This window comes from Roseateles sp. GW821-FHT09H11, assembly GCF_059415845.1.
The window spans coordinates 380,072-399,295 of the sequence record NZ_JBWKOA010000005.1 but is presented as its reverse complement, the minus strand read 5'-3'; the positions used below and the strand labels follow the sequence as shown (position 1 = coordinate 399,295).

15 protein-coding genes are annotated in these 19,224 nt (G+C 69.8%); 1 reads left to right on the top strand and 14 read right to left on the bottom strand.

Annotated features, from left to right (window positions below):
- Positions 1 to 83: 83 nt before the first annotated feature.
- Together AC07PR_RS18755 and AC07PR_RS18750 are read right to left on the bottom strand one after the other, a co-directional pair.
- Positions 84 to 1,214: an anhydro-N-acetylmuramic acid kinase gene (locus tag AC07PR_RS18755; protein ID WP_495136162.1), complete on the bottom strand. Its 1,131-nt coding sequence runs from the start codon at positions 1,212 to 1,214 to the stop codon at positions 84 to 86.
- A 48-nt stretch (positions 1,215 to 1,262) separates the two neighbouring features.
- Positions 1,263 to 2,648 carry a M23 family metallopeptidase gene (locus AC07PR_RS18750; RefSeq protein WP_483107875.1) on the bottom strand — a complete coding sequence of 462 codons (1,386 nt, stop codon included), beginning with the start codon at positions 2,646 to 2,648 and terminating at the stop codon, positions 1,263 to 1,265.
- Positions 2,649 to 3,035: 387 nt separating this feature from the next.
- Between AC07PR_RS18750 and tyrS the strand changes: the two genes are divergently transcribed.
- The gene (gene tyrS / locus AC07PR_RS18745; RefSeq protein ID WP_377161720.1) at positions 3,036 to 4,214 is read left to right on the top strand and encodes a tyrosine--tRNA ligase; all 1,179 of its coding nucleotides are present in this window, start codon (positions 3,036 to 3,038) and stop codon (positions 4,212 to 4,214) included.
- A gap of 57 nt (positions 4,215 to 4,271) precedes the next feature.
- Here the strand turns inward: tyrS and AC07PR_RS18740 are convergent, their stop codons facing one another.
- From AC07PR_RS18740 to AC07PR_RS18685, 12 genes are all read right to left on the bottom strand, one after another.
- Positions 4,272 to 7,742 carry a S41 family peptidase gene (locus tag AC07PR_RS18740; protein WP_495136161.1) on the bottom strand — a complete coding sequence of 1,157 codons (3,471 nt, stop codon included), beginning with the start codon at positions 7,740 to 7,742 and terminating at the stop codon, positions 4,272 to 4,274.
- A 114-nt stretch (positions 7,743 to 7,856) separates the two neighbouring features.
- The gene (locus tag AC07PR_RS18735; RefSeq protein WP_377160042.1) at positions 7,857 to 8,756 is read right to left on the bottom strand and encodes a 5'-nucleotidase; all 900 of its coding nucleotides are present in this window, start codon (positions 8,754 to 8,756) and stop codon (positions 7,857 to 7,859) included.
- A gap of 61 nt (positions 8,757 to 8,817) precedes the next feature.
- Positions 8,818 to 10,029, bottom strand: a complete 1,212-nt coding sequence (gene gspF / locus AC07PR_RS18730) for a type II secretion system inner membrane protein GspF (RefSeq protein WP_377160044.1) — start codon at positions 10,027 to 10,029, stop codon at positions 8,818 to 8,820.
- 51 nt (positions 10,030 to 10,080) lie between these two features.
- Positions 10,081 to 11,514 (bottom strand): type II secretion system ATPase GspE, encoded by a 1,434-nt coding sequence (gspE, locus tag AC07PR_RS18725; protein ID WP_495136160.1) that lies wholly within the window; start codon positions 11,512 to 11,514, stop codon positions 10,081 to 10,083.
- A gap of 13 nt (positions 11,515 to 11,527) precedes the next feature.
- Positions 11,528 to 13,813 carry a type II secretion system secretin GspD gene (gene gspD / locus AC07PR_RS18720; protein ID WP_377160048.1) on the bottom strand — a complete coding sequence of 762 codons (2,286 nt, stop codon included), beginning with the start codon at positions 13,811 to 13,813 and terminating at the stop codon, positions 11,528 to 11,530.
- 2 nt (positions 13,814 to 13,815) lie between these two features.
- Positions 13,816 to 14,709, bottom strand: a complete 894-nt coding sequence (gene gspN, locus AC07PR_RS18715; RefSeq protein ID WP_495136159.1) for a type II secretion system protein N — start codon at positions 14,707 to 14,709, stop codon at positions 13,816 to 13,818.
- Positions 14,710 to 14,712: 3 nt separating this feature from the next.
- The gene (locus tag AC07PR_RS18710; RefSeq protein ID WP_495136158.1) at positions 14,713 to 15,210 is read right to left on the bottom strand and encodes a type II secretion system protein M; all 498 of its coding nucleotides are present in this window, start codon (positions 15,208 to 15,210) and stop codon (positions 14,713 to 14,715) included.
- Positions 15,207 to 16,430, bottom strand: a complete 1,224-nt coding sequence (gspL, locus tag AC07PR_RS18705; RefSeq protein WP_377160054.1) for a type II secretion system protein GspL — start codon at positions 16,428 to 16,430, stop codon at positions 15,207 to 15,209. Before gspL ends, AC07PR_RS18710 begins: the two co-directional genes overlap by 4 nt.
- A 156-nt stretch (positions 16,431 to 16,586) precedes the next feature.
- Positions 16,587 to 17,657, bottom strand: a complete 1,071-nt coding sequence (gene gspK / locus AC07PR_RS18700) for a type II secretion system minor pseudopilin GspK (RefSeq protein ID WP_483107872.1) — start codon at positions 17,655 to 17,657, stop codon at positions 16,587 to 16,589.
- Entirely contained in the window at positions 17,657 to 18,313 is a 657-nt protein-coding gene (locus tag AC07PR_RS18695; RefSeq protein WP_377160060.1) for a PulJ/GspJ family protein, read from the bottom strand. The genes gspK and AC07PR_RS18695 overlap by 1 nt, the downstream gene beginning before the upstream one ends.
- Positions 18,313 to 18,702: a type II secretion system minor pseudopilin GspI gene (gene gspI, locus AC07PR_RS18690; protein ID WP_377160062.1), complete on the bottom strand. Its 390-nt coding sequence runs from the start codon at positions 18,700 to 18,702 to the stop codon at positions 18,313 to 18,315. Before gspI ends, AC07PR_RS18695 begins: the two co-directional genes overlap by 1 nt.
- Positions 18,699 to 19,181: a pilus assembly FimT family protein gene (locus tag AC07PR_RS18685; protein ID WP_377160064.1), complete on the bottom strand. Its 483-nt coding sequence runs from the start codon at positions 19,179 to 19,181 to the stop codon at positions 18,699 to 18,701. The genes gspI and AC07PR_RS18685 overlap by 4 nt, the downstream gene beginning before the upstream one ends.
- Between the last annotated feature and the right edge of the window lie 43 nt (positions 19,182 to 19,224).

Here is a 19,224-nt window from a genome sequence, read left to right as displayed (position 1 = left end):
TGCACCGGCCCTCGGGCCGAATGACAAAGACCGCCTTCGGGCGGTCTTGTTGTTTCTGGGGTGTGGAGCCTGTTCCGAGGTTCTCAGGCGGGTGTGTAGCTGCCCAGCACACGAGGGCCCGACGCGCCGGTCACTGCGGGCAGGTTGCCGGGCAGCCCGCGCACATGACGCATGGCCAGCCATGCGAAGGCGGCGCCTTCGACTTGCATCGGTGGCAATCCCTTCGCCGCGGTGGTGCTGACGGCCACCGTGGGCAGCAGCACCTGCAGCCGCTTCAGCAGCGTGTCGTTGAACGCGCCACCGCCGCAGACGAGCAGCTCGCGCCATGCGCCCGGCGCGAAGGCGACCAGACTGTCGAGGACGCAAAGCGCGCTCAACTCAAGCAACGTCGCCTGCACATCAACGGCGGAAACACGCGGCGCGTGCGCCGCGATCCTGGCATCGAGCCAACCGAGGTGGAACAGATCCCGCCCCGTGCTGCGCGGCGGGGCCTGGCGGAAGTAGGGCTCGGCCAGCAGCGCATCGAGCAACCCCGCATGCACCTGCCCCTGCGCGGCCCATTGGCCGCTGGCGTCGTATTCGGCGCCCTGATGGCGATGGATCCATCCGTCCATCAGGCAGTTGCCGGGGCCGCAGTCGAAGCCGCCGCTGCGGCCGTCGGCCCAAAGGAGGCTCACATTGCTGATGCCGCCGACGTTCAGCACGACCATGTCGGTGCCGTCCTGCCCCAGTACCGCGCGGTGGAAGGCCGGCACCAGTGGCGCGCCCTGACCCCCCACCGCCAGGTCGCGACTGCGCAGATCGTGGACAACGGCAATGCCGGTGAGCTCGGCCAACAGCGCGGCGTTGAGCAGCTGGATCGTGAAGCCGGTGCCATCAAACTCGCCGGGCCGGTGCCGCACCGTCTGCCCGTGCGCGCCGATCGCGCGGATTTCCTGCGGCGCCAGTCGCTGGGACATCAGCAGTGATCGGCAGGCCTGCGCGTAGGCGCGGGCCACGGCGTTGCCAGCGAGCGCGGCACGCTGCAGTTCGTTGTCACCGGGGCTGTTGAGCGCGAGCAGCTCCGCGCGCAGCTCTGGACCGAAGGGCTGGTAGTCGTGGGCGAGGGCGTGAACGCGACCATTGGCCTCGGCGCGTACCAGTACCGCGTCGACACCATCGAGCGAGGTGCCGGACATCAGTCCGATGTAGAGCTCGGCGCCGGAGGTCGTCATGGCCGAAGGGGCTGGGAAGCGGAGCGCTTGCGGCGAGCGCGGGACGCCTTACTCGCCGACGACGCCGTCGTGGATCGAGGCCGCAGCCTCGAGCGCGTTCTTCGCGCTGGCGACCTGTGCCTTGAATGCGGCCTTGGCGGTCGCGGGCAGCGTGACGGCCTCGGAGGCGCGGGCAATCACACGCGGATCCTGCTGCTTGCCGTTGACGCGGAATTCGAAGTGCAAGTGCGGCCCGGTGGCCCAGCCGGTCGAGCCGACGGCGCCGATCTTCTGCCCTTGCTCGATCTTCTGGCCCTTCTTGACGTCGATCCGGCTCAGGTGGGCGTAGACCGTCATGCGGTTGCCGCTGTGCTTGAGCTGGATGACGTTGCCGAAGCCGTTCTGCCAGCCCGCGAACTCGACGTTGCCGTCGCCGACGCTGCGCACCGCGGTGCCGGTCGGTGCGCCGTAGTCGATGCCCTGATGCTGGCGCCAGGTTTGCAGGATCGGATGGAAGCGCATCGCGAAGCCGGATGTGACGCGCGAGAACTCCATCGGGCTCGCCAGGAACGAGCGGCGCTTGCTCTCGCCGTCGAAGCCGTAGTAGTTGCTCTTGCCGCTGGTCGGGTCGCGGAAGAACACGGACTGGTAGCTCTTGCCGTTGTTCACGAACTCGGCGGCCAGCAGGCGGCCCGAACGGTTGCCCCAGGTGATGGGTTCGCCGTCGGCGGTCAGGGTTTCGTAGACCAGCGAGAAGCGGTCGCCCTTGCGCAGTTCGCGGTGGAAGTCGATGTCGCCCGAGAACATGTCCGCCAGCTGCGTGGCGATCGCGTCGGGCACGTTGGCCTCGTCGGTCGCGGCGAACAGCGAGGACTGGATCGTCCCGCTGCCCAGGCGTGTCTGGGTCTCGTATGCCACGGTCTCGAGCTTGGAGACGAACTTGTCGCCTTCGCGCGTGATGCTCAGGCGGGTGAAATGGGTGTCCAGCTGCTCGCTGGCTTCGGCGGCGTAGCGGGCGACGATGGACTGCACCTCGCCGCTGGCGGTCGCGACGACCTGGACGCGCTTGCCGACACGGCCGGTCAGCAGCTTCTTGGCGGTGTCGTCGGTGCGCAGGAAGGCGGCTGCTGCCGTGTCGAACGCGCCCATGCGCTTGAGCAGCGCATCGGCGGTGTCGGCGGCGCGGGTGACGTCGCTGCGCGAGAGACCCGGATCGAACGCGGCCAGGTCGGCCAGTTGCTCGTCCAGCGACTGCAGCGGGATCGATTCGGAGACGACGCGTTGCGGGAGGTCCGCGGCGTCAGGGGCCATCGGCGCGACGCCGAAGGCGGTCACGGCGAAGCAGCTCAGGACACCGACCACGGTGCCGGTCAGGGCGCGCGGGTGTTTGGCCGCGAAGGATTCGGCGCGAGCGAGGGTGCGCTGCACGCGCTGCCATTCGTCATTCCAATTCATCACGCGCCGAAGACCTTTTTCTGGAGCCTGAGAAAGTGCCGCCCGCCGCCACGCCTGCAAAAGCGCGTGGCTCGAACGGCCCGTGCCGGAGATCCGCAGCGCCTGCAAAACGAAGGACGCCCTGAAGGGCGTCCAGATGCTGCGAGGAGCGTCCACTAGAATCGCCGTCTTGCGTTGCAGCGACAGGTCAGGCATGTGAATTGCCCTCCTCGCGCCCCGCAAAAACAGCCGAAAGTATAGCGGCGGGCCCGGGTTACAAATGCTAGAAAACCCGGTAAATCAAGACTTTACGTAAGCCCGTGCGGGCTCCGAAGTGCCATGTCTGACATCCGAACCCCCGCCGCGTCGGCCCCTGAATTTCCGATCACGGACCGGGTCCATCATGCAATGCAGCAATCCCTGCGCGGCTGCGAGGAATTGCTTCCGCAGGACGAATGGCTGAAGAAGCTGGCGCGCTCCGAGGCCACCGGCCAGCCCTTGCGGATCAAGCTGGGCCTGGACCCGACGGCGCCCGACATCCACGTCGGCCACACGGTGGTGCTGAACAAGATGCGCCAGCTGCAGGACCTGGGGCACCAGGTGATCTTCCTGATCGGCGACTTCACCTCGATGATCGGCGACCCGTCCGGCCGCAACGCGACGCGCCCGCCGCTGACGCCGGAGCAGATCAAGCACAACGCCGAGACCTACTACAAGCAGGCCAGCCTGGTGCTGGATCCGGCGCGCACCGAGATCCGCTACAACAGCGAATGGAGCGACCCGCTGGGCGCGCGCGGCCTGATCCAGCTGGCCGCGAAGTACACGGTGGCCCGCATGATGGAGCGCGACGACTTCACCAAGCGCTACGCCGCCGGCACGCCGATCTCGGTGCACGAGTTCCTCTACCCGCTGATGCAGGGCTACGACTCGGTCGCGCTGAAGTCCGACCTGGAGCTCGGCGGCACCGACCAGAAGTTCAACCTGCTGATGGGCCGCCATCTGCAGGCCGAGTACGGCCAGGAGTCGCAGTGCATCCTGACGATGCCGCTGCTGGAAGGGCTGGACGGCGTCGAGAAGATGTCCAAGTCCAAGAACAACTACGTCGGCATCACCGAGCCGGCCAACGGCATGTTCGCCAAGATCCTGTCGATCAGCGACGTGCAGATGTGGAAGTGGTTCGACCTGCTGAGTTTCAAGTCGATCGAGGAGATCGCCGCGCTGAAGCGCGAGGTCGAGGGCGGGCGCAATCCGAAGGAAGCGAAGGTGATGCTCGCCAAGGAGATCACCGCGCGTTTCCACAGCGCGCAGGCGGCGGAAGACGCGGAGGCCGACTTCAACAACCGCGCCCGCGGCGGCATTCCGGACGACATTCCCGAGCTGTCGCTGAGCGGTGCGCCGATGGGCATCGCCGCACTGCTGAAGGCGGCGAACCTGGTGCCGTCGAACGGCGAGGGCAACCGCAAGATCGAGCAGGGCGGCGTCAAGATCGACGGCGTGACCATCAGCGACAAGGCCTTGAAGGTCGAGGCCGGCACGATGGTGCTGCAGGTTGGCAAGCGCCAGTTCGCGCGCGTGACGCTGAGCTGAACGCGCGACGCCAACGAAAAACGGGAGGCCAAGGCCTCCCGTTTCTGTTTGCGCAGGTCACTGCTTGATCGGCCGCAGATACGGCCCCGGCTTGGGCGTCTTGATCGGATCCTTCGCGATCGCGTCCTTCAGCCAGGCGATGGCGGCATCGAGCTGAGCATCCTGCCCGTTGGCGGTCGCCCGTGGCGGGTTGTCGACCTCGATGTCCGGCGTCACGCCCTTGCCCTCGACGAGGAACTGTCCGTCGACGGTGATCTGGCCGTTCTCCGCGGCGCGCATCAGGCCGTTGTCCATCAGCCGGTTCTGGTCGGACAGCCACACGCCTGCCCCCGAGGTCGTCTTGCCGATGACGGGACCCAGGCCCAGGCGCTTGAAGCCTTCGGAGAAGGTCTCGCCGTCGGAGTAGGTCTCCTCGTTGGCGATCACGACGACCTTGCCGCGGAACACCTGCTGCATGTTCGGATACGGCTTGCTGCCGTACGGCGAGCGCGGCTGCCAGAAGGCCCAGGCGCGGCGCAGCAGCGTCTGCAGGATCCAGCTGTCGATGTTGCCGCCGTTGTTGTGGCGGACGTCGATGATCAGGCCTTCGCGCTCGCTCTGCGCGTAGAACTCGCGGACGAAATCGCCGATGTCGTCGCGGGTCATCGCACGCAGGTGCAGGTAGCCGATCTTGCCGTCGCCGCCCTTGTCGACAAGCTTGGCGCGGCTGAAGCGCCAGTCGTTGACACGCAACTGGCTTTCGCGGCGCAGGTCGACCGGCGTCACGACGACCGGGCGTTCCTTGCCGGAGGGCTCGCGGATCTGCAGCAGCACCTGCTTGCCGGCCTGGCCGCGCATCAGCTCGCTGGGATCCGGCACCGACTGGGCCTTGCGTCCGTTGATCTGCGTGATCACGGCGCCTTCGGCGATGTTGAGGCCGGGCGCGGCGAGCGGGCCGGCCTCCGACGGCAACTCCGGATCGCCGGCGAAGATGCGCGTGATCTTCCAGCCGTTGCCCTTGGGATCGCGCTCGAGCTGCGCGCCCAGGCCGGCGTAGCCGGGTTCCTCGGCGCCCTTGCGGAGTTCGCCCGGGGCGACCTGGCTGTGCAGCAGGCTGAGTTCGCCGACCATCTGCGCCATCAGCTCGGCGAGTTCGCCGCGCTCGGTGACGCGCTCCGTCAGCGGGAAGTACTTGGCGCGCATGGCGACCCAGTCCACGCCGTGCATGTCCTTGTCGTAGAAGAAATCGCGCTGCATGCGCCAGGCGTCGTTGAACATCTGGCGCCATTCGGCCTTCGGGTCGACCGCGATCTGCCAGTCGGACCAGCGCACGCGCGACTTGTCCAGATCGCCCGGCAGCTTCGGACCGGCGTCGACGATCAGGATCTCGGGCGCGGTGCCCGGCGCGGCCGAGCGGCGGATCATCAACTTCTTGCCGTCGGCGCTCAGGTCCCAGGCGGCGACGCCGTCGGCGAAGGTCTCGATCTTGGTCTCCTGCGGACCGATCGGCAGCTGGCGCAAGGCGGTGCCTTCCTGCACATACAGGCGCTTGGAGTCGACCGCCAGGCCGCTGTAGTTGCCGGCGGCGGCCGGGACCTCGTACAGGCGCAGCGCCAGGCCCGGGATCTGGATCTCGGGCTTGCCGCCCTTCGCGGCGGCAGGCTTGGCTTCCTTGGCCGCGTCGGCCTTGGCTTCCTCGACCTTCTGCTTGGACTCCTTGTTGTCGGGCTTGTCCTTCTCCTGCTCGCGGATCTCGGCTTCTTCCTTGGCCTTCATGCCTTGGAGTTCATCCGGCGCGGCGAACGGGAAGCGCAGGTTCGGCTGCAGTGCGATCGCGTAGATCTTCCAGCCCTTGTCGAAGTAGGGACCCATGTTGCGGTCGCCCCAGGGGCCGGGGTTGCCGGTCACGCTGAAGGTGCGACGCGACAGGAAGTACAGCCATTGACCGTCGGGGCTGAAGGCCGGCGCGGTGGCGGCGTAGCGATCGCTGCCGAGCTGATGGACCTTGCCGTCGGCGACGGTGAGCAGCATCAGCTGCTCGCGGTACGGGTTCGCCGTGGTGCGGACGAAGGCGAGGGACTTGCCGTCCGCCGACCAGCTCAGCGCCGCGGCGCCGTCGCCGAGCGTGTCGTGGTCGACCTCGCGCGTCGCGGCGGCGCGGGCGGGGTTCTTGAGGTCGGTGAGGAAGAGCCGGCCTTCCTTGTCGGTGTGCGCGATCCAGCGGCCGTCGGGCGACGGCGACAGGCTGCGACGCAGCACGGTGGCGCCTTCGGTGATCTGCCTGGGCTGGCCGGTGCCGTTCGCGGCGAAGCGCCAGATCTCGAATTCGCCGCTGAAGTCGCAGAACGCGAAGACGTCGCGGCTGTCGCCGCTGAAGGCGCTGTCGCGGCAGCGGCCGGCGTCGTCGGCGGAGGCGGGGATCGGCAGTTCGGCGCGGCGCAGCGGGCCGACGCCTTGCGTGGCGAGGCGGCCGCGCGCGGTCAGCACGACCTGCTCGCCGTTGGGCGAGAGCGAGACGCCGGTCAGGAAGTCCTGCGGACGAGCGATCCAGCGCTTGCGCTGCTGGTCGTAGTCGCCGGCCAGGCGGAGGTCGATCTTCCGCTCGGCGGTGCTGCCGTCGAGGTCGACGCGGTAGAGGTCCGCTCCGAGCGCGTAGACCGCCTGCGCGCCGTCCAGGCTGGCATGGCGGACGTCCCAGCCCTTGTGGCGGGTGTGCTGGCGCAGGTCGGAGCCGTCGGCCTTCACCGACCACAGGTTGTAGGTGCCGTCGCGGTCGGAGAGGAAGGCGACACGGGCGGTGCCGGACGCGTCCTTGTAGGGCATCGGGCGGCGGTCGTTGGCGCCTTCGGGCAGCAGCGGCCGGGCCTCGGCGGTGCCGGCGAGATCCATCACCCACAGCCGGGCGAGGGCGCCGCCGCGGTACTGGCGCGCGTTGTCGCCGCGCAGGCCGTTGCGGGTGAAGTAGAGGGTCTTGCCGTCAGGGCTCAACGCGCCGTCGCTGGCCTGACCGACCGGCAGCGCGCGATGCAGGCCGCTGGTGAGGGAGACCAGGTGCAGCTGGGTGCCGGGCTCGCCGCGTTCGGTGGCGCCGGAGTAGAGCACCTCGTTGTCGGCGGTGATGCCCCAGACGCGCACGGCGCCGGTGTCCCAGGTCAGGCGGCGGGCGATGCCGCCGGCCGCGGGCATCACGAAGACGTCGCCGGCGGATTCCTGCTGGCCGACGAAGGCGATCCAGCGGCCGTCGGGCGAGACGGCCGGGAAGGTCTCCGCGCCGCCGTGCGTGGTCAGGCGCTGCGCGGTGCCGCCTCCGACGTTGGCCTGCCAGAGATCGCCTTCCGCGACGAACACCAGGCGGTCGCCGCGCAGCGCGGGCTGGCGATAGAAACCGAGCGACGGGTCGACGAGGGCGGGCCGGGCCGGCGTGCTGCGGGCGACGGCATCCGCCGTTCCGGCGGCGGCGGCCGAGGTCGCGGTGGATTCGGCGGCGATGGCGAGGGTGGCCATCGAGCAGGCCGTGGCGATGGCCAGGCGACGGAGCGTGATGCGCATCGGAAGTCTTCCTTGTGGGAGTCCGGGACGGAGCGTCGGAACGTGAAGGGGAAGGGGCCCGGCCTGACGGCTGCCGGAAGTCATGCGGCGCGGATTCTGGCGCCGCGATCGGCGTCAGCGATTCGTCACCCCCATGGCCACGTGCCCGGCGGGCACGTGCGGGACGGCGTTCTGGACGTGGCCGTGCTGGTCGTCGAAGAAGAAGTCGGGCTCGAACTCCCGGAGGAATTCGCCCTTGGGCAGGCCGCCGAGGAACATGGCCTCGTCGACCTCGACGTCCCAGTCCATCAGCGTGCGGATGGCGCGCTCGTGGGCGGGCGCGCTGCGGGCGGTGACCAGGGCGGTGCGCAGGCGCATCGGCACGGCGGGCGCGGCCTGCAGACGCTGGAGCTCATGCAGCACCTGCTTGAACGGACCGGCGGGGAGCGGGGTCAGCTTGCGGGCGATCTCGTGTTCCTGGAAGGCGTCGAGGCCGTCGCGCTGGTAGATCTGTTCGGCCTCGTCGGAGAAGAGCACGGCGTCGCCGTCGAAGGCGATGCGGAGCTCATCGGGATAGGCGGCGGAGGCGCGCGCCGACTGCGGGAAAACACGGGCCGCGGCAACGCCCGCGATGAGCGCTGATCGCACATCGTCCTCGTTGGCGGAGAGGAAGAGCTGCGCCTTGAGCGGCTTCAGATAGCGCCACGGACTGTGGCCGCGGGTGAAGACGCCGCGTTCGATGTTCAGTCCGTAATGCTGCGCGGAGCGGAACACGCGCATGCCGGAGATCGGGTCGTTGCGCGACAGCACGACGACCTCGACGCGGGGCGTCTCGCCGGCCACGTTGAACGCGAGCAGCTTGCGCACGAGGGAGAACGCGGTGCCGGGTTTTGCCGGCTCATCCAGGCGCTGCTGCTGCAGGCGCATGTAGGCGCGGTCGTCGCTGTCCTCGAAGAGCTGGTTCTCCTCTTCGAAGTCGAACAGCGCGCGGGAGGAAAGGGCCACCACCAGGCGGCCGTCGAGAGAGGCGGGCATGGGCGGGATGATAGGCCGCCGCCCGACCTCGAGGCATCGGCGCGTGCGCCGATGGCAAGCCTTACTGCGCCGCCAGCTTGTTCATGTCGATGATCGGCAGCAGCACCGACAGCACGATCAGCATCACCACGCCGCCCATCGCGACGATCAGCAGCGGTTCCAGCAGCGTGGCCAGCGTCATCGCGCGGCGCTTCACTTCATTGCCGAGTTGCTTCGCCGCGCGCTGCAGCATGTCGGGCAGTTGACCCGTCTGCTCGCCCAGTCGTGCAAACATCGAGAGCAGGCCCGGGAAGCGCTTCTTCCCCGCCAACGCCGCGCCCAGCGGCGCGCCTTCGCGGACCTGCGCCAGCGCATCCATCGCGTCCGCGCGCATCGCCTGGTTGGACAGCGTCTCCGCCGCGGCCTGCAGCGCCTTCAGGATCGGCACGCCCGCGCCCGCCAGCATCGCCAGCGTGCCCGAGAAACGCGCCGCGTTGTAGCCGCGTGCAAGCCGACCCAGCAGCGGCAGGTTCAGGAACGCCGCGTCGAAGCGCTGACGCGGCCCTTCGCGCTTGAGGATCTGTCGCATGCCGATGACGCCGCCGACGACGACGATCACGATCAGCAGCCCCCAGTTCCGGAGCACGTCGGAGATGCCCATCATGATCCGCGTCAGCAGCGGCAGCGTCTGGCGCGTCTGCGTGAACACCGCCGCCACCTGCGGCACCACGTAGGTCAGCAGGAAGCTCACCGCCAGCACCGCGATGATGCAGACGATCACCGGATACGCCAGCGCACCGAAGAGTTCCGAGCGCAGCCGCTGCTGTTCCTCGAGGTCGTCCGCCAGGCTCTCCAGCACGGGGCCGAGCGCTCCGCTCTGCTCGCCCGCGGCGACCACCGCGCGGTAGACGTCGTCGAACTCGCGCGGCGCGGTGGCCAACGCCCGTGCGAAGGACGAGCCCGCATTGACCTCCGCCTTCAGCTGCGACATCAGCTCGCGCTGGCGCGGATCCTCGGCTTCATCGGCCAGCGCCGCCATCGAGCGTTCCAGCGGCAGACCCGCCGACACCAGTCCCGCCAGCTGTCGCGTCCACACCGCCAGCCCCGCCGCCTTGAACGCGCGCCGCGCGAAGCGCGACTGCTTGCCCGGCTGCGCCGCCACCGCCTTCACCTCCATCGGCACCAGCCCCTGCGCCCGCAACTGCGAGCGCGCGGCTTTCAGGGTGTCGGCCTCCAGCAGGCCCTGGCGGGCTTTGCCGGACGCGTCCAGGGCGTCGTACTTGAAGGCGGGCATCGCTCGGAACCTCGTGTCTCTACTGCTCGTGCGTCCGTGTCATCGCCGCGATCACTCGCGCGTGACCCGCAGCACTTCCTCTTCGGACGTGATGCCCGTGGCCACCAGCCGGTCGCCGTCCTCGCGCATCGAGCGCAGGCCGTTGGCGCGCGCCGCGGCCAGCAACTCGGACTCCGCCGCCTGGTTGTGGATCAGGCTGCGGATCGCGTCGTCGCACACCATCAATTCGTACACACCGGTGCGGCCCTTGTAGCCGCTGCTCGAGCAGGCCGGGCAGCCCACCGGGTGGTAACGCACGCCGCCGCCGGGCAGCGGCTCCGACGACTTGCACACCGGGCACAGCTTGCGCACCAGCCGCTGCGCCAGCACGCCCAGCAGCGAGGAGCTCAGCAGGAAGGGCTCCACGCCCATGTCGGTCAGACGCGTCACCGCGCTCACTGCGTCGTTCGTGTGCAGCGTCGCGAGCACCAGGTGACCCGTCAACGAGGCCTGGATCGCGATCTGCGCGGTCTCGTAATCGCGGATTTCGCCGATCATGATCACGTCCGGATCCTGGCGCAGGATCGCGCGCAGTGCCTTCGCGAAGGTCAGGTCGATCCGCGAGTTCACCTGCGTCTGCCCGATGCCGGGCAGCTCGTATTCGATCGGGTCCTCGACGGTCAGCACGTTCGTCGTCGACGTGTCCACCGTCTGCAGCGCCGCGTACAGCGTCGTCGTCTTGCCCGAGCCCGTCGGACCCGTCACCAGCACGATGCCGTGCGGCTGCTGCACGACGCGCTGGAAACGCTCCAGCCGCTCGCCGTCCATGCCCAGCGCCGACAGCGTGAAGCGTGATTCCGACTTGTCCAGCAGACGCAGCACGGCGCGTTCGCCGTGCGCCGACGGCAGCGTGCTCACGCGCACGTCGATCGCGCGGCCGCCGATGCGCAGCGAGATCCGGCCGTCCTGCGGCAGACGCTTCTCGGCGATGTCGAGCTCCGCCATGATCTTCAGGCGCGAGATCAGCGCCGCGTGCAACGCGCGGTTCGGCCGCACGACCTCGCGCAGCGTGCCGTCGACGCGGAAGCGCACCGAGCTCTCGCGCTCGTAGGGTTCGATGTGGATGTCGCTCGCGCCGTTGTTCGCGGCCTGCGTCAGCAGCGCGTTGAGCATCCGGATGATCGGTGCGTCGTCGGCGGCTTCCAGCAGGTCCTCGACCGCCGGCAGGTCCTGCATCAGGCGCGACAGGTCGACGGCGTTCTCGACCTCGCCGATCACCAGCGCCGCGTTGTCCTCGCCGCCCGCGTAGGCGGCCTGGATGCGCGTCGAGAGTTCGGCGACGCTCAGGCATTCGATGCGCGACGGCGCGTAGACGCGCTGCAGCTCGGACAGCACCGGCAGCGTCAGCGCCGGCGAGGCCCACAGCGTGCGCTGCTGGCCGTCGTCCTCGATCAGCAGGTGCTGCGCCTTGGCGACGGCGTAGGGAAGGGGATGGCGGCTGGCCATGATCGCTCCGGGCTCAGCGGCCTTGCGGGTTGCTCGGCGGGGTGTTGCTCGGCGTGGCTGGTCCCGGCACCGGCGACGACGCCGGGTACACCGGCAGCGGCAACTGCTGGGGCAGCGTGCCGCCCGGCGTCGAGGCCGGCTTCTCCGGCAGCAGCGGGGCGCCGGTCTCGGGCAGCACCAGCGTGCTCTTCGGCTGCGATTCCTGCTGGTAGGCGCGGATCGCGTCGTAGCGGTCCATCGTCAGCGCCGCGGCGCTTTCCGGCGTGCGCAGCACCACCGGACGCAGGAAGATCATCAGGTTGGACTTGACCCGCTTGCGGCTCTGGTTCTTGAACAGGTTGCCCAGGATGGGGATGTCGCCCAGGCCGGGAACCTTGTCCTCGCCGTCGGTGTATTCGTCCTTGAGCATGCCGCCGAGCACCAGCACCTGGCCGTCCTCCAGCGTCACCGAGGTCTCCACCGCGCTCTTGTCGAAGGTCGGACCCTGCGTGGCCGAGTTGACCGAGGCCACCACGCTGGAGTTCTCCTGATACGCCTTCATGCGCACCGTGCCGTTCTCGCCGACGGTGGCGCGCACCTTCAGCCGCAGGCCGACGTCGCGACGCTCGAAGGTCTGGAACGGGCTGGTGGTCGTGCCCGACGTCGTGGTCGAGTTGCCGGTCAGCACCGGCACGTTGCTGCCGATCAGCAGGTCGGCTTCCTCGTTGTCCTGCACGATCAGCGACGGCGTGGACAGCACGTTGGTCCCGGACACCGAGCCGAGCACGTTGGCGATGGCGCCCAGCGTGTAGAGGCTGCCGACCTTCTTGATGATGCCGACGTTCAGGCCGGTCGGGATCGTCCCGCTCGAGATCGCGCTGCTGACGCCCGTGGTGCCGCCGGCCGTGGCGGCCGTCAGGTTCAGGATGTTCGAGAAGCCGGTGCCGAAGTTGGTGCCGATGGCGCCTTCGCCGAAGAGCTGCTGGAACTGCACGCCGAACTGGCCGGCCTTGCTGGCATCGACCTTCACGATCAGCGCCTCGACGTAGACCTGCGCGCGGCGCGTGTCGAGCTGCTCGACGACCGCGCGGATCTGGCGGTACATCGGCTCGGGCGCCGTGATGATCAGCGAGTTGGTCGCGGGGTCGGCCTGGACGAAGCCGCCCGTGCTGACCTGCGCGGTCTGGCTGACCTGCGTGGAGGTGCCGCCGCTGCCGCCCGACCCGCTCGTGCCCGAACTCGACGAACTGCCGCCAAACGACGAGCTGTTGCCCGCGAAGCCGCCGGACTGTCCCGCGCTGCCGGTCTGCGCGCCGGCGAAGCTGCCGGTGCCGCCCTGGCCGCTGCTGGAGCCGCCCGCGCCCGGGCCCGCGTTGTTCGTGTAGGCCGCGCGCAGCACCGTGGCCAGACGCACCGCGTCCGCGTTCTTCAGGTAGATCACGCGGATGCTGCCGCCGGTGTCGCTGCTGGGCTGGTCCAGCTTGGCGATCATCGCGCGCAGCTGCATCAGCTTGGCCGGATTGGCCGCGCGCACGATCAGCGCGTTGCTGCGCGGATCGGCCATCACGCTGCCGCTGCCGCCGCCGGCGCCCCCCTGCACCTGGACGCCCTGCGTGCCGCCGCCGCCGTCCGACAGCCGCTGCACCAGCTGGACGATGTCCGAGGCCACCGCGTTGCGCAGCGGGATCACCTCGATGTCGGTGTTGGACGGCTGGTCCAGCGCCGCGACGATGCGGCTGATCCGCTGCAGGTTGTCGGCGTAGTCGGTGATGACCAGGCTGTTGTTGCCCGGGTTCGCGTTGATCGTGTTGTTCGGGGTGATCAGCGGACGCAGCACCGCGACCAGGTTGTTCGCGTTCTCATGGCTGAGCTTGAAGATCTGCGTCACGACCTGGTCGCCGCGCGTGCGCGACTCGCCGGCGATCGTCACCGCGCCGGTCTGCAGCTTGGCTTCGGCTTCGGGCACGAGCTTCAGCAGTCCGCCCGTCTCGACCATCGCGAAGCCCATGCCGCGCAGCGAGGCGAGGTAGCTCAGGTAGGCCTCCTGCACCGGCACCGGCTGTTCGGCCGTCAGCGTCATCGTGCCCTTGACCCGCGGATCGACCAGGATCGGCTTGCCCAGCGCGGCGGACATCGCGCGCGACACCGCCTCGATGTCGGTGTTGACGAAGTTCAGCGTGACCGGCGTGCTCGCGCGCACGGCCGGCTGTCGGCGGTTCTGCTGCTGATTCGACTGTGCGCCGGCCTGCATCGGCAGGCTGCCCGCGATCAGGGTGATCGCGACGCCCAGCGCCGTCGGTCGCATCATGTGCTTGTTCATGCTCATCCCACCGAGATGATCGAGCGCGCACCGTTGCGGCGCCCGATGATGTTCAACAAATTGGCCAATGCGGCTTCGCTGCCCGGCGCGGCTGTCGCCTCGCCCCGGAATTGCGTCCGCGTCGCGCCCAGGCTCCCCTGGCCGCTCAGTTGCAGCGGGCCCTGGATCGTGGTCAGGATCAGTTGCGGCGCCTCGCTGCCGCCCACGAGCCCCATCCGGTAGCTGCCCAGCGGCGTCACCTGCGCCAGGCGCGAGGAGAAGTCGCGCAGCTCGACCTGGGCCATGCCGTTCACCTTGACCGTCTTGCCCCGGCCCTCGAAGACGAAGCCCTGCGAGCTGACGGCGATGACGCCGTCCGGTGCCAGCGTGTTCCACGGCGTGCCGAGCCCGGCGAGCCAGGCGGCCGGCCAGCGGATCCACGGCTGCTCGGGCGTGGCGTCGGGCAGGCGCACGGTGACCCGGTCCATGCCGAAGCTCGCCGTCAACGGGACGCCGGGCTTGATGCAGCAGGACTGGTCCAGCGTCAGCCGCATGGCCAGTCCGCCGTCGATCCACGCCGGGCGCAGCGACCAGCCCAGCCGTTGCGGCAGTTCGCTCGCATCGCGGCTGCCTTCGCCCGGGCTCAGGATCACGCGCGCGCTGCCGTTCCAGAGGCTGCCGCGCGCGTCGGCGAGCAGCAGCCGTTCATTCGTGGCCGAGGCCACCGCCTTCGCCAGCCAGGCCGCCGGGGCCCAGACCACGACCGCGGTCAGCAGGCCCAGCACGGCGCCGGCCAACGCCCAGCGCATGGCGCCGCGATCGGTGCGGACCAGCGCCACGGCCTTGCCCGGAGCGGCCAGGAGCATGAAGGCCGACTGCATGAAAGCCGACTCCATGAAGCGTTGTTGTCGCGACATGGCTCAGTTCCCCGCCGCTGCGGGCAGCAGCACCGTCAGGCGACCGCTGAAACCCTGCGGACCGTTCTGCAGCTCGGCTTCCTGAGGCCGGGCGCGCGCGCCCTGGCGCGCCTCGCCGAGCCACATCGCCAGCGCGCCGCCGGGCACGCCGCGCAGCCGCAACTGCGCCTGCGTGCCGTTGATCGTCAGTTCGGCGGCCGGGCCGAGGCGGGCCGTCGCGGCCCGCAGCGCGGTCATCGACTGCTCGGCCGAGACCGGCACGGCTTGCTTCAAAGCCTGCGTCTGCTGAGCCATTGCCCGCATCTGCTGAAGCTCGCGATCAAGCCGGTCGATCTCGCCCGGCGCCTTGCGCAACGTGGCCCAGGCCGGCGCCAGCGCGATCAGCCAGAGCAGCAGCAGGCCGACGATCGCGGCGGTCGCCCGCGCGATCAGACGTTCGCGCGGCGTGGCGGCCTGCCAGCGGGCCCGGAGGTCCCGTTGCATGGTCGTGAGGGCGTTCATCGGTTGTCGGGTCGCAGGCTGAGTTGGAGCGTGTCGCCGTCCTCGGCGACCCGCAGTGCGGGGTCCTGGCCCAGCCGCTCGCGCAGTTGCGCGCGTTGCGGGGGCGAGAGTCCGGCGAGTTGCAGCCGGCCCTGTTCGAAACGGACGTTGGGCAGCGGCGGCTCGCCTTGCGGCCACACGCGCGCCACGGCGCCGAGCAGGTCCTCGAGGTCGCCGGGGCCGACCTGGCCGGCGCTGCCGCGCAGGGCCTCGGTCTCGCGGACCATCTGTGCGCGGGCGTCGCGAACCACGCGGACCTGCGGGAAGGCTTGTCGCAGCAGCGCTTCCTGCTCGGCCTTGCGCGCATCGATGGCGCGGCCTTGTTGCCACGCCATCGCGTTCAAGCCGATGACCTGCACGGCGATCAGGCCGATGACGCCCCAGCGGAACGGCCGCCAGGCCGGCGTCTGCAGCGTCTGCCACGCCTGGTGGACGCGCTGCCAGCCGCGCCGGCGCGGGGTCAGGTCGAACTGCAGCAGGTTGATCGGTGCCTCGCGGGCCGCCCAGGCGCGCTCGGTGTCGTTGAGGACGCCCACCGGGCGACCCAGCCACTGCTCGGCCACCGCCGAGGCGGCGGGGCTCGCGGTCACCGGTGCGTTCGTCCACCAGTCCTCGCCGAGCCAACCGCGCAGCCCGCCGCTGTCCAGCGGGAAGGTGGCCACGCCGTCGACGCGCGAGACGCGCAGCCGGGCGCGGTCATCGGAGCCGGCGTGGATGTGCCCGCCCTCCGTGCCGCCGGCGGTCTGCGGCCACGACAGCGGCAGCAGCGACTCCACCAGCAGACCGGCGGCTTCCATCGCCTGCAGATGCGCGCGCAGCGGTTCGCGCGCGGTCACGGCGATCCAGTGCGACTGGCCCTCGGTGCCGGAACTTTCCATCAGCGCGAGGTGCAGCCGATCGGGGTCCTCGAGCAGGTGATCCTCCATCACGCCGACGACGGCGCTGCGCAACTTTGCGCCCTTGATCTTGGGCAATTGCGCGGGGAGCCAACTGACCTGGTCGTCGCCGAGCAGCAGCATCACGCGGTCGGCGGGCGGCATCGCGGCCAGCGCGGCGCGCTGGCCGTGCCCGCGTGCGTGGGCCGGCGCCTGCGCGTCGTGGCTGAACCAGAATTCGTAGTCGTGCGGGGCGGCACCGTTCTGAGGCGGGCTGGCCGGCAGGAGGATGAGCAGGGTACTCATAGGATCGCGGATTCTAGGAGGGCTTGCGTGACGGAACGGCGCCGCGCGCCCCCGAGCAAGCCCGTAGTCGCGCCTTTACAAGTGCATGCATCCCGTCCCTCTTCTTTCCAATCGTTTCAAGAGCGCGTGGGCGGCGCGCGACGCCGCCTCCGGCGTTCAAGGTGTGGCCCCGTAGCCGTTGGTGGTTCCCGCCAGCGTCGACTGGCGTTGCAGGCGCTGCCGATCGATGACGCGAACGTTAGTGCCGTCCCGGAACACTAGTGAGCGCTGAGCGAGGATCCGATCATCCATGCGCAACTGGCCTTCGACGAAGAAGTAGTTCGAGGTGAAGGCGGCCATCTGCTGGCGCGTGTCGGTGGCGGGGATCCCGGCCACCAGCGAGGTCAGCCGGTCGTCCCAGGCGGTGAAGGCCTTGCTCTGGCGGGCCCGCACGATGCTGTCGGCGACGCCGAGGTCGACGCCCAGGACGTCCGCGATGACTTCCCGGGGCGCGGTGTTCAGGTTCAGCGTCGTCTGCGCCTTGGGCAGCAGCACGGCGAGCGTGCTCAGGCGGGCGATCTGTTCATCGTTGAGGCCGAACCAGCGCAACTGCTCGATCCGGGCCGGCCTCAGCGGCACCTCGCCCTGCTGGTCCGTGCCCTTGCTGCCGGCGGAGGCGATGAGATTCTTCTGGACCTGTTCGGCGATCGAGGCGCTCATGCCCGCGCGCTGGAAGATCCTGCGCGCCGCGTTCAGGTTGTCGAGGGCCTTCTGGACGGCCTGGGGATCGGGCGCCTGTCCGGGCTGGGTCTGCGCCGGCTGCGTCTCCAGGTTGCGCAGGTTGAACAGCCCCTGCGCGTCCTCGATGTGGCCGGAGAGGAACGCGTCGGGCCCCGAGTCCTCCGACTTGTTCTCGTCCTGCGACAGGAAGCTCGACAGCCGCGCCTCGGCCAGCGGCACCGCCCACACTTCACCGAGGTCGTCGCTCTTCGCGGTGTTGTTGCGCGCGGACCGGACATCCTCGCTCAGGATGAGCCGTGCCCAGTCCAGCGCGCCCTGCAACACCCAGTCCGCCTGTGCGCGACCGCGGTCGGCGGCCTCGATCTGGATCGAGCGCGACTGCCGCCACAACATCGCGGCGGACAAGGTCGTCACCAGCACCACGATCAGCAACGCGGTGAGCAGGGCCGCACCCCGGCGCGATCGCGTCGACCGCGGGGCGCGGGCGGGAGCGTGAACGGCGCGCATCAGCTGCCCCCCTCCACCGCGACCTCGCGGACCAGCTCGCCGCGGTAGCCGCTGTCCTCGCCGAACTGCAGCCGCATGCGGACGCCGTCAGGCACCGCGTTGGTCGCGGCCGCGTTCTTGTTCGCCGGGTCGCTGTTCGCCGGATCCTTGTCGAGCGTGGACTGCGCGTTGGCCCACGCCCCTTGCTGGAAGAAGTACATCTGCCAGCCGACGACACGATCGAGCCCCGGCAGCTCGCGCATTTCCTTGGCGTTGAGCTGCTGGCTGCGGAACCACGCGTCCCGCAACGCATCGGCGTTGTTCAGCGTCTGCGACTCCCAGCGCGCCAGCCGGCCTTCCTTCAACTGCCAGGCGACGAGCTGCAGGCCCGTCTCGCGCCGACGTGTGATGCGCAGCGTCGCGCCGTCGAAGGTCAACGCGTCGAACACGTCGCTCTTCTGCACCTCGCGCAGATCCAGCTCCCATTGGCGGATCAAGGTCTGCAGCGTCTCGGCGCGATCCATCGCGACCTCGTTGCGCTCGCGGCTGGTCGTCAACGCCGACACCGCGCGCCAGGCCATGACCGACATCACCGCCATCACGACGAGCGCGACGACGACCTCGATCAGCGTGAACCCGCGCGCCGCGCGCCGGGAGGAGCCTGTGGCGCGGCGCATCAGGAGTTGCGTCCCACGATGGTGGTGATGGTCAGCAGCGGCCGGTCCTTGTCGTCGAAGACCTGCGCCTCGACGCGGCGGAAGTTCGGATTCGGCGTGCCGCGCACGATCATCTTGACGCTGAAGTCGCGGCCGAGCTGCGAGCAACTGACGCTGTTGTCGCCGATGCCCGGGAAGGCCTTGGTCAGGCGCATCTCGGTGAGCTCGTTCTCGGCGCACCACTGCGCCAGCGAGTTGATCGCCAGCCGGTCGGAGTTCGAGGTCATCGCGCCCGCCGCGCGCAGCCCGGCGGCCAGGCACAGCGCGACGATCGTCAGTGCCACCAGCACCTCGACGAGCGTGAAGCCGCGGTCGCGCGGCGCAGGCCTGGCGACGGGCGTGGTTCTCATGTGCCGCCCTTCGCGATCGCGAACGGCCGCAGCCCATCCGTGGCCAGCGTGATGCGGTGATCGCCGCGGATCAGTGTCAGGCGTTGCGCGCCGATCAGCGGTTCAGGCCCCAGACGGATCGAGCGCCCATTGGCGCTGGCGCCCTCGATCTCGACGATCGGCGGGTCGCCCAGCCAAGGCCGCTCCAACTCCAGGCGCTTGATCAGCGCGACCGGCAGGCCGGTGACGCGGTAGCGGCTGGCGTCGTTGTTCGAGTCGGGGACCCAGCGCACGTCGAGCGACGCCGCGCGGGCCTCGGAGCGCGCGGTCTCGAGCACGGACGCCAGATGCAGCGCCTCGCGCTCCAGCTGCACGTCGGCGCGGTCGCGCATGGCCACCGCGACGGTGGCGCTGGCGATCGCCACGATCGTGATCGCGACGATCAGCTCGATCAGCGTGAAGCCGCGTTGAAGCAGTCGGCCGGACGGACGCGCGCGCACGGCTCTGGGCAGTCGGTGGGGGAGGGGACGAAGCGCACGGCGG

What these genes read in the sequence shown, in the direction of transcription:
- AC07PR_RS18755 (WP_495136162.1), bottom strand. Translation starts at nt 1,214, where the DNA reads ATGACGACCTCCGGCGCCGAGCTCTACATCGGACTGATGTCCGGCACC.
- AC07PR_RS18750 (WP_483107875.1), bottom strand. Translation starts at nt 2,648, where the DNA reads ATGAATTGGAATGACGAATGGCAGCGCGTGCAGCGCACCCTCGCTCGC.
- tyrS (WP_377161720.1), top strand. Translation starts at nt 3,036, where the DNA reads ATGCAGCAATCCCTGCGCGGCTGCGAGGAATTGCTTCCGCAGGACGAA.
- AC07PR_RS18740 (WP_495136161.1), bottom strand. Translation starts at nt 7,742, where the DNA reads ATGCGCATCACGCTCCGTCGCCTGGCCATCGCCACGGCCTGCTCGATG.
- AC07PR_RS18735 (WP_377160042.1), bottom strand. Translation starts at nt 8,756, where the DNA reads ATGCCCGCCTCTCTCGACGGCCGCCTGGTGGTGGCCCTTTCCTCCCGC.
- gspF (WP_377160044.1), bottom strand. Translation starts at nt 10,029, where the DNA reads ATGCCCGCCTTCAAGTACGACGCCCTGGACGCGTCCGGCAAAGCCCGC.
- gspE (WP_495136160.1), bottom strand. Translation starts at nt 11,514, where the DNA reads ATGGCCAGCCGCCATCCCCTTCCCTACGCCGTCGCCAAGGCGCAGCAC.
- gspD (WP_377160048.1), bottom strand. Translation starts at nt 13,813, where the DNA reads ATGAACAAGCACATGATGCGACCGACGGCGCTGGGCGTCGCGATCACC.
- gspN (WP_495136159.1), bottom strand. Translation starts at nt 14,709, where the DNA reads ATGTCGCGACAACAACGCTTCATGGAGTCGGCTTTCATGCAGTCGGCC.
- AC07PR_RS18710 (WP_495136158.1), bottom strand. Translation starts at nt 15,210, where the DNA reads ATGAACGCCCTCACGACCATGCAACGGGACCTCCGGGCCCGCTGGCAG.
- gspL (WP_377160054.1), bottom strand. Translation starts at nt 16,430, where the DNA reads ATGAGTACCCTGCTCATCCTCCTGCCGGCCAGCCCGCCTCAGAACGGT.
- gspK (WP_483107872.1), bottom strand. Translation starts at nt 17,657, where the DNA reads ATGCGCGCCGTTCACGCTCCCGCCCGCGCCCCGCGGTCGACGCGATCG.
- AC07PR_RS18695 (WP_377160060.1), bottom strand. Translation starts at nt 18,313, where the DNA reads ATGCGCCGCGCCACAGGCTCCTCCCGGCGCGCGGCGCGCGGGTTCACG.
- gspI (WP_377160062.1), bottom strand. Translation starts at nt 18,702, where the DNA reads ATGAGAACCACGCCCGTCGCCAGGCCTGCGCCGCGCGACCGCGGCTTC.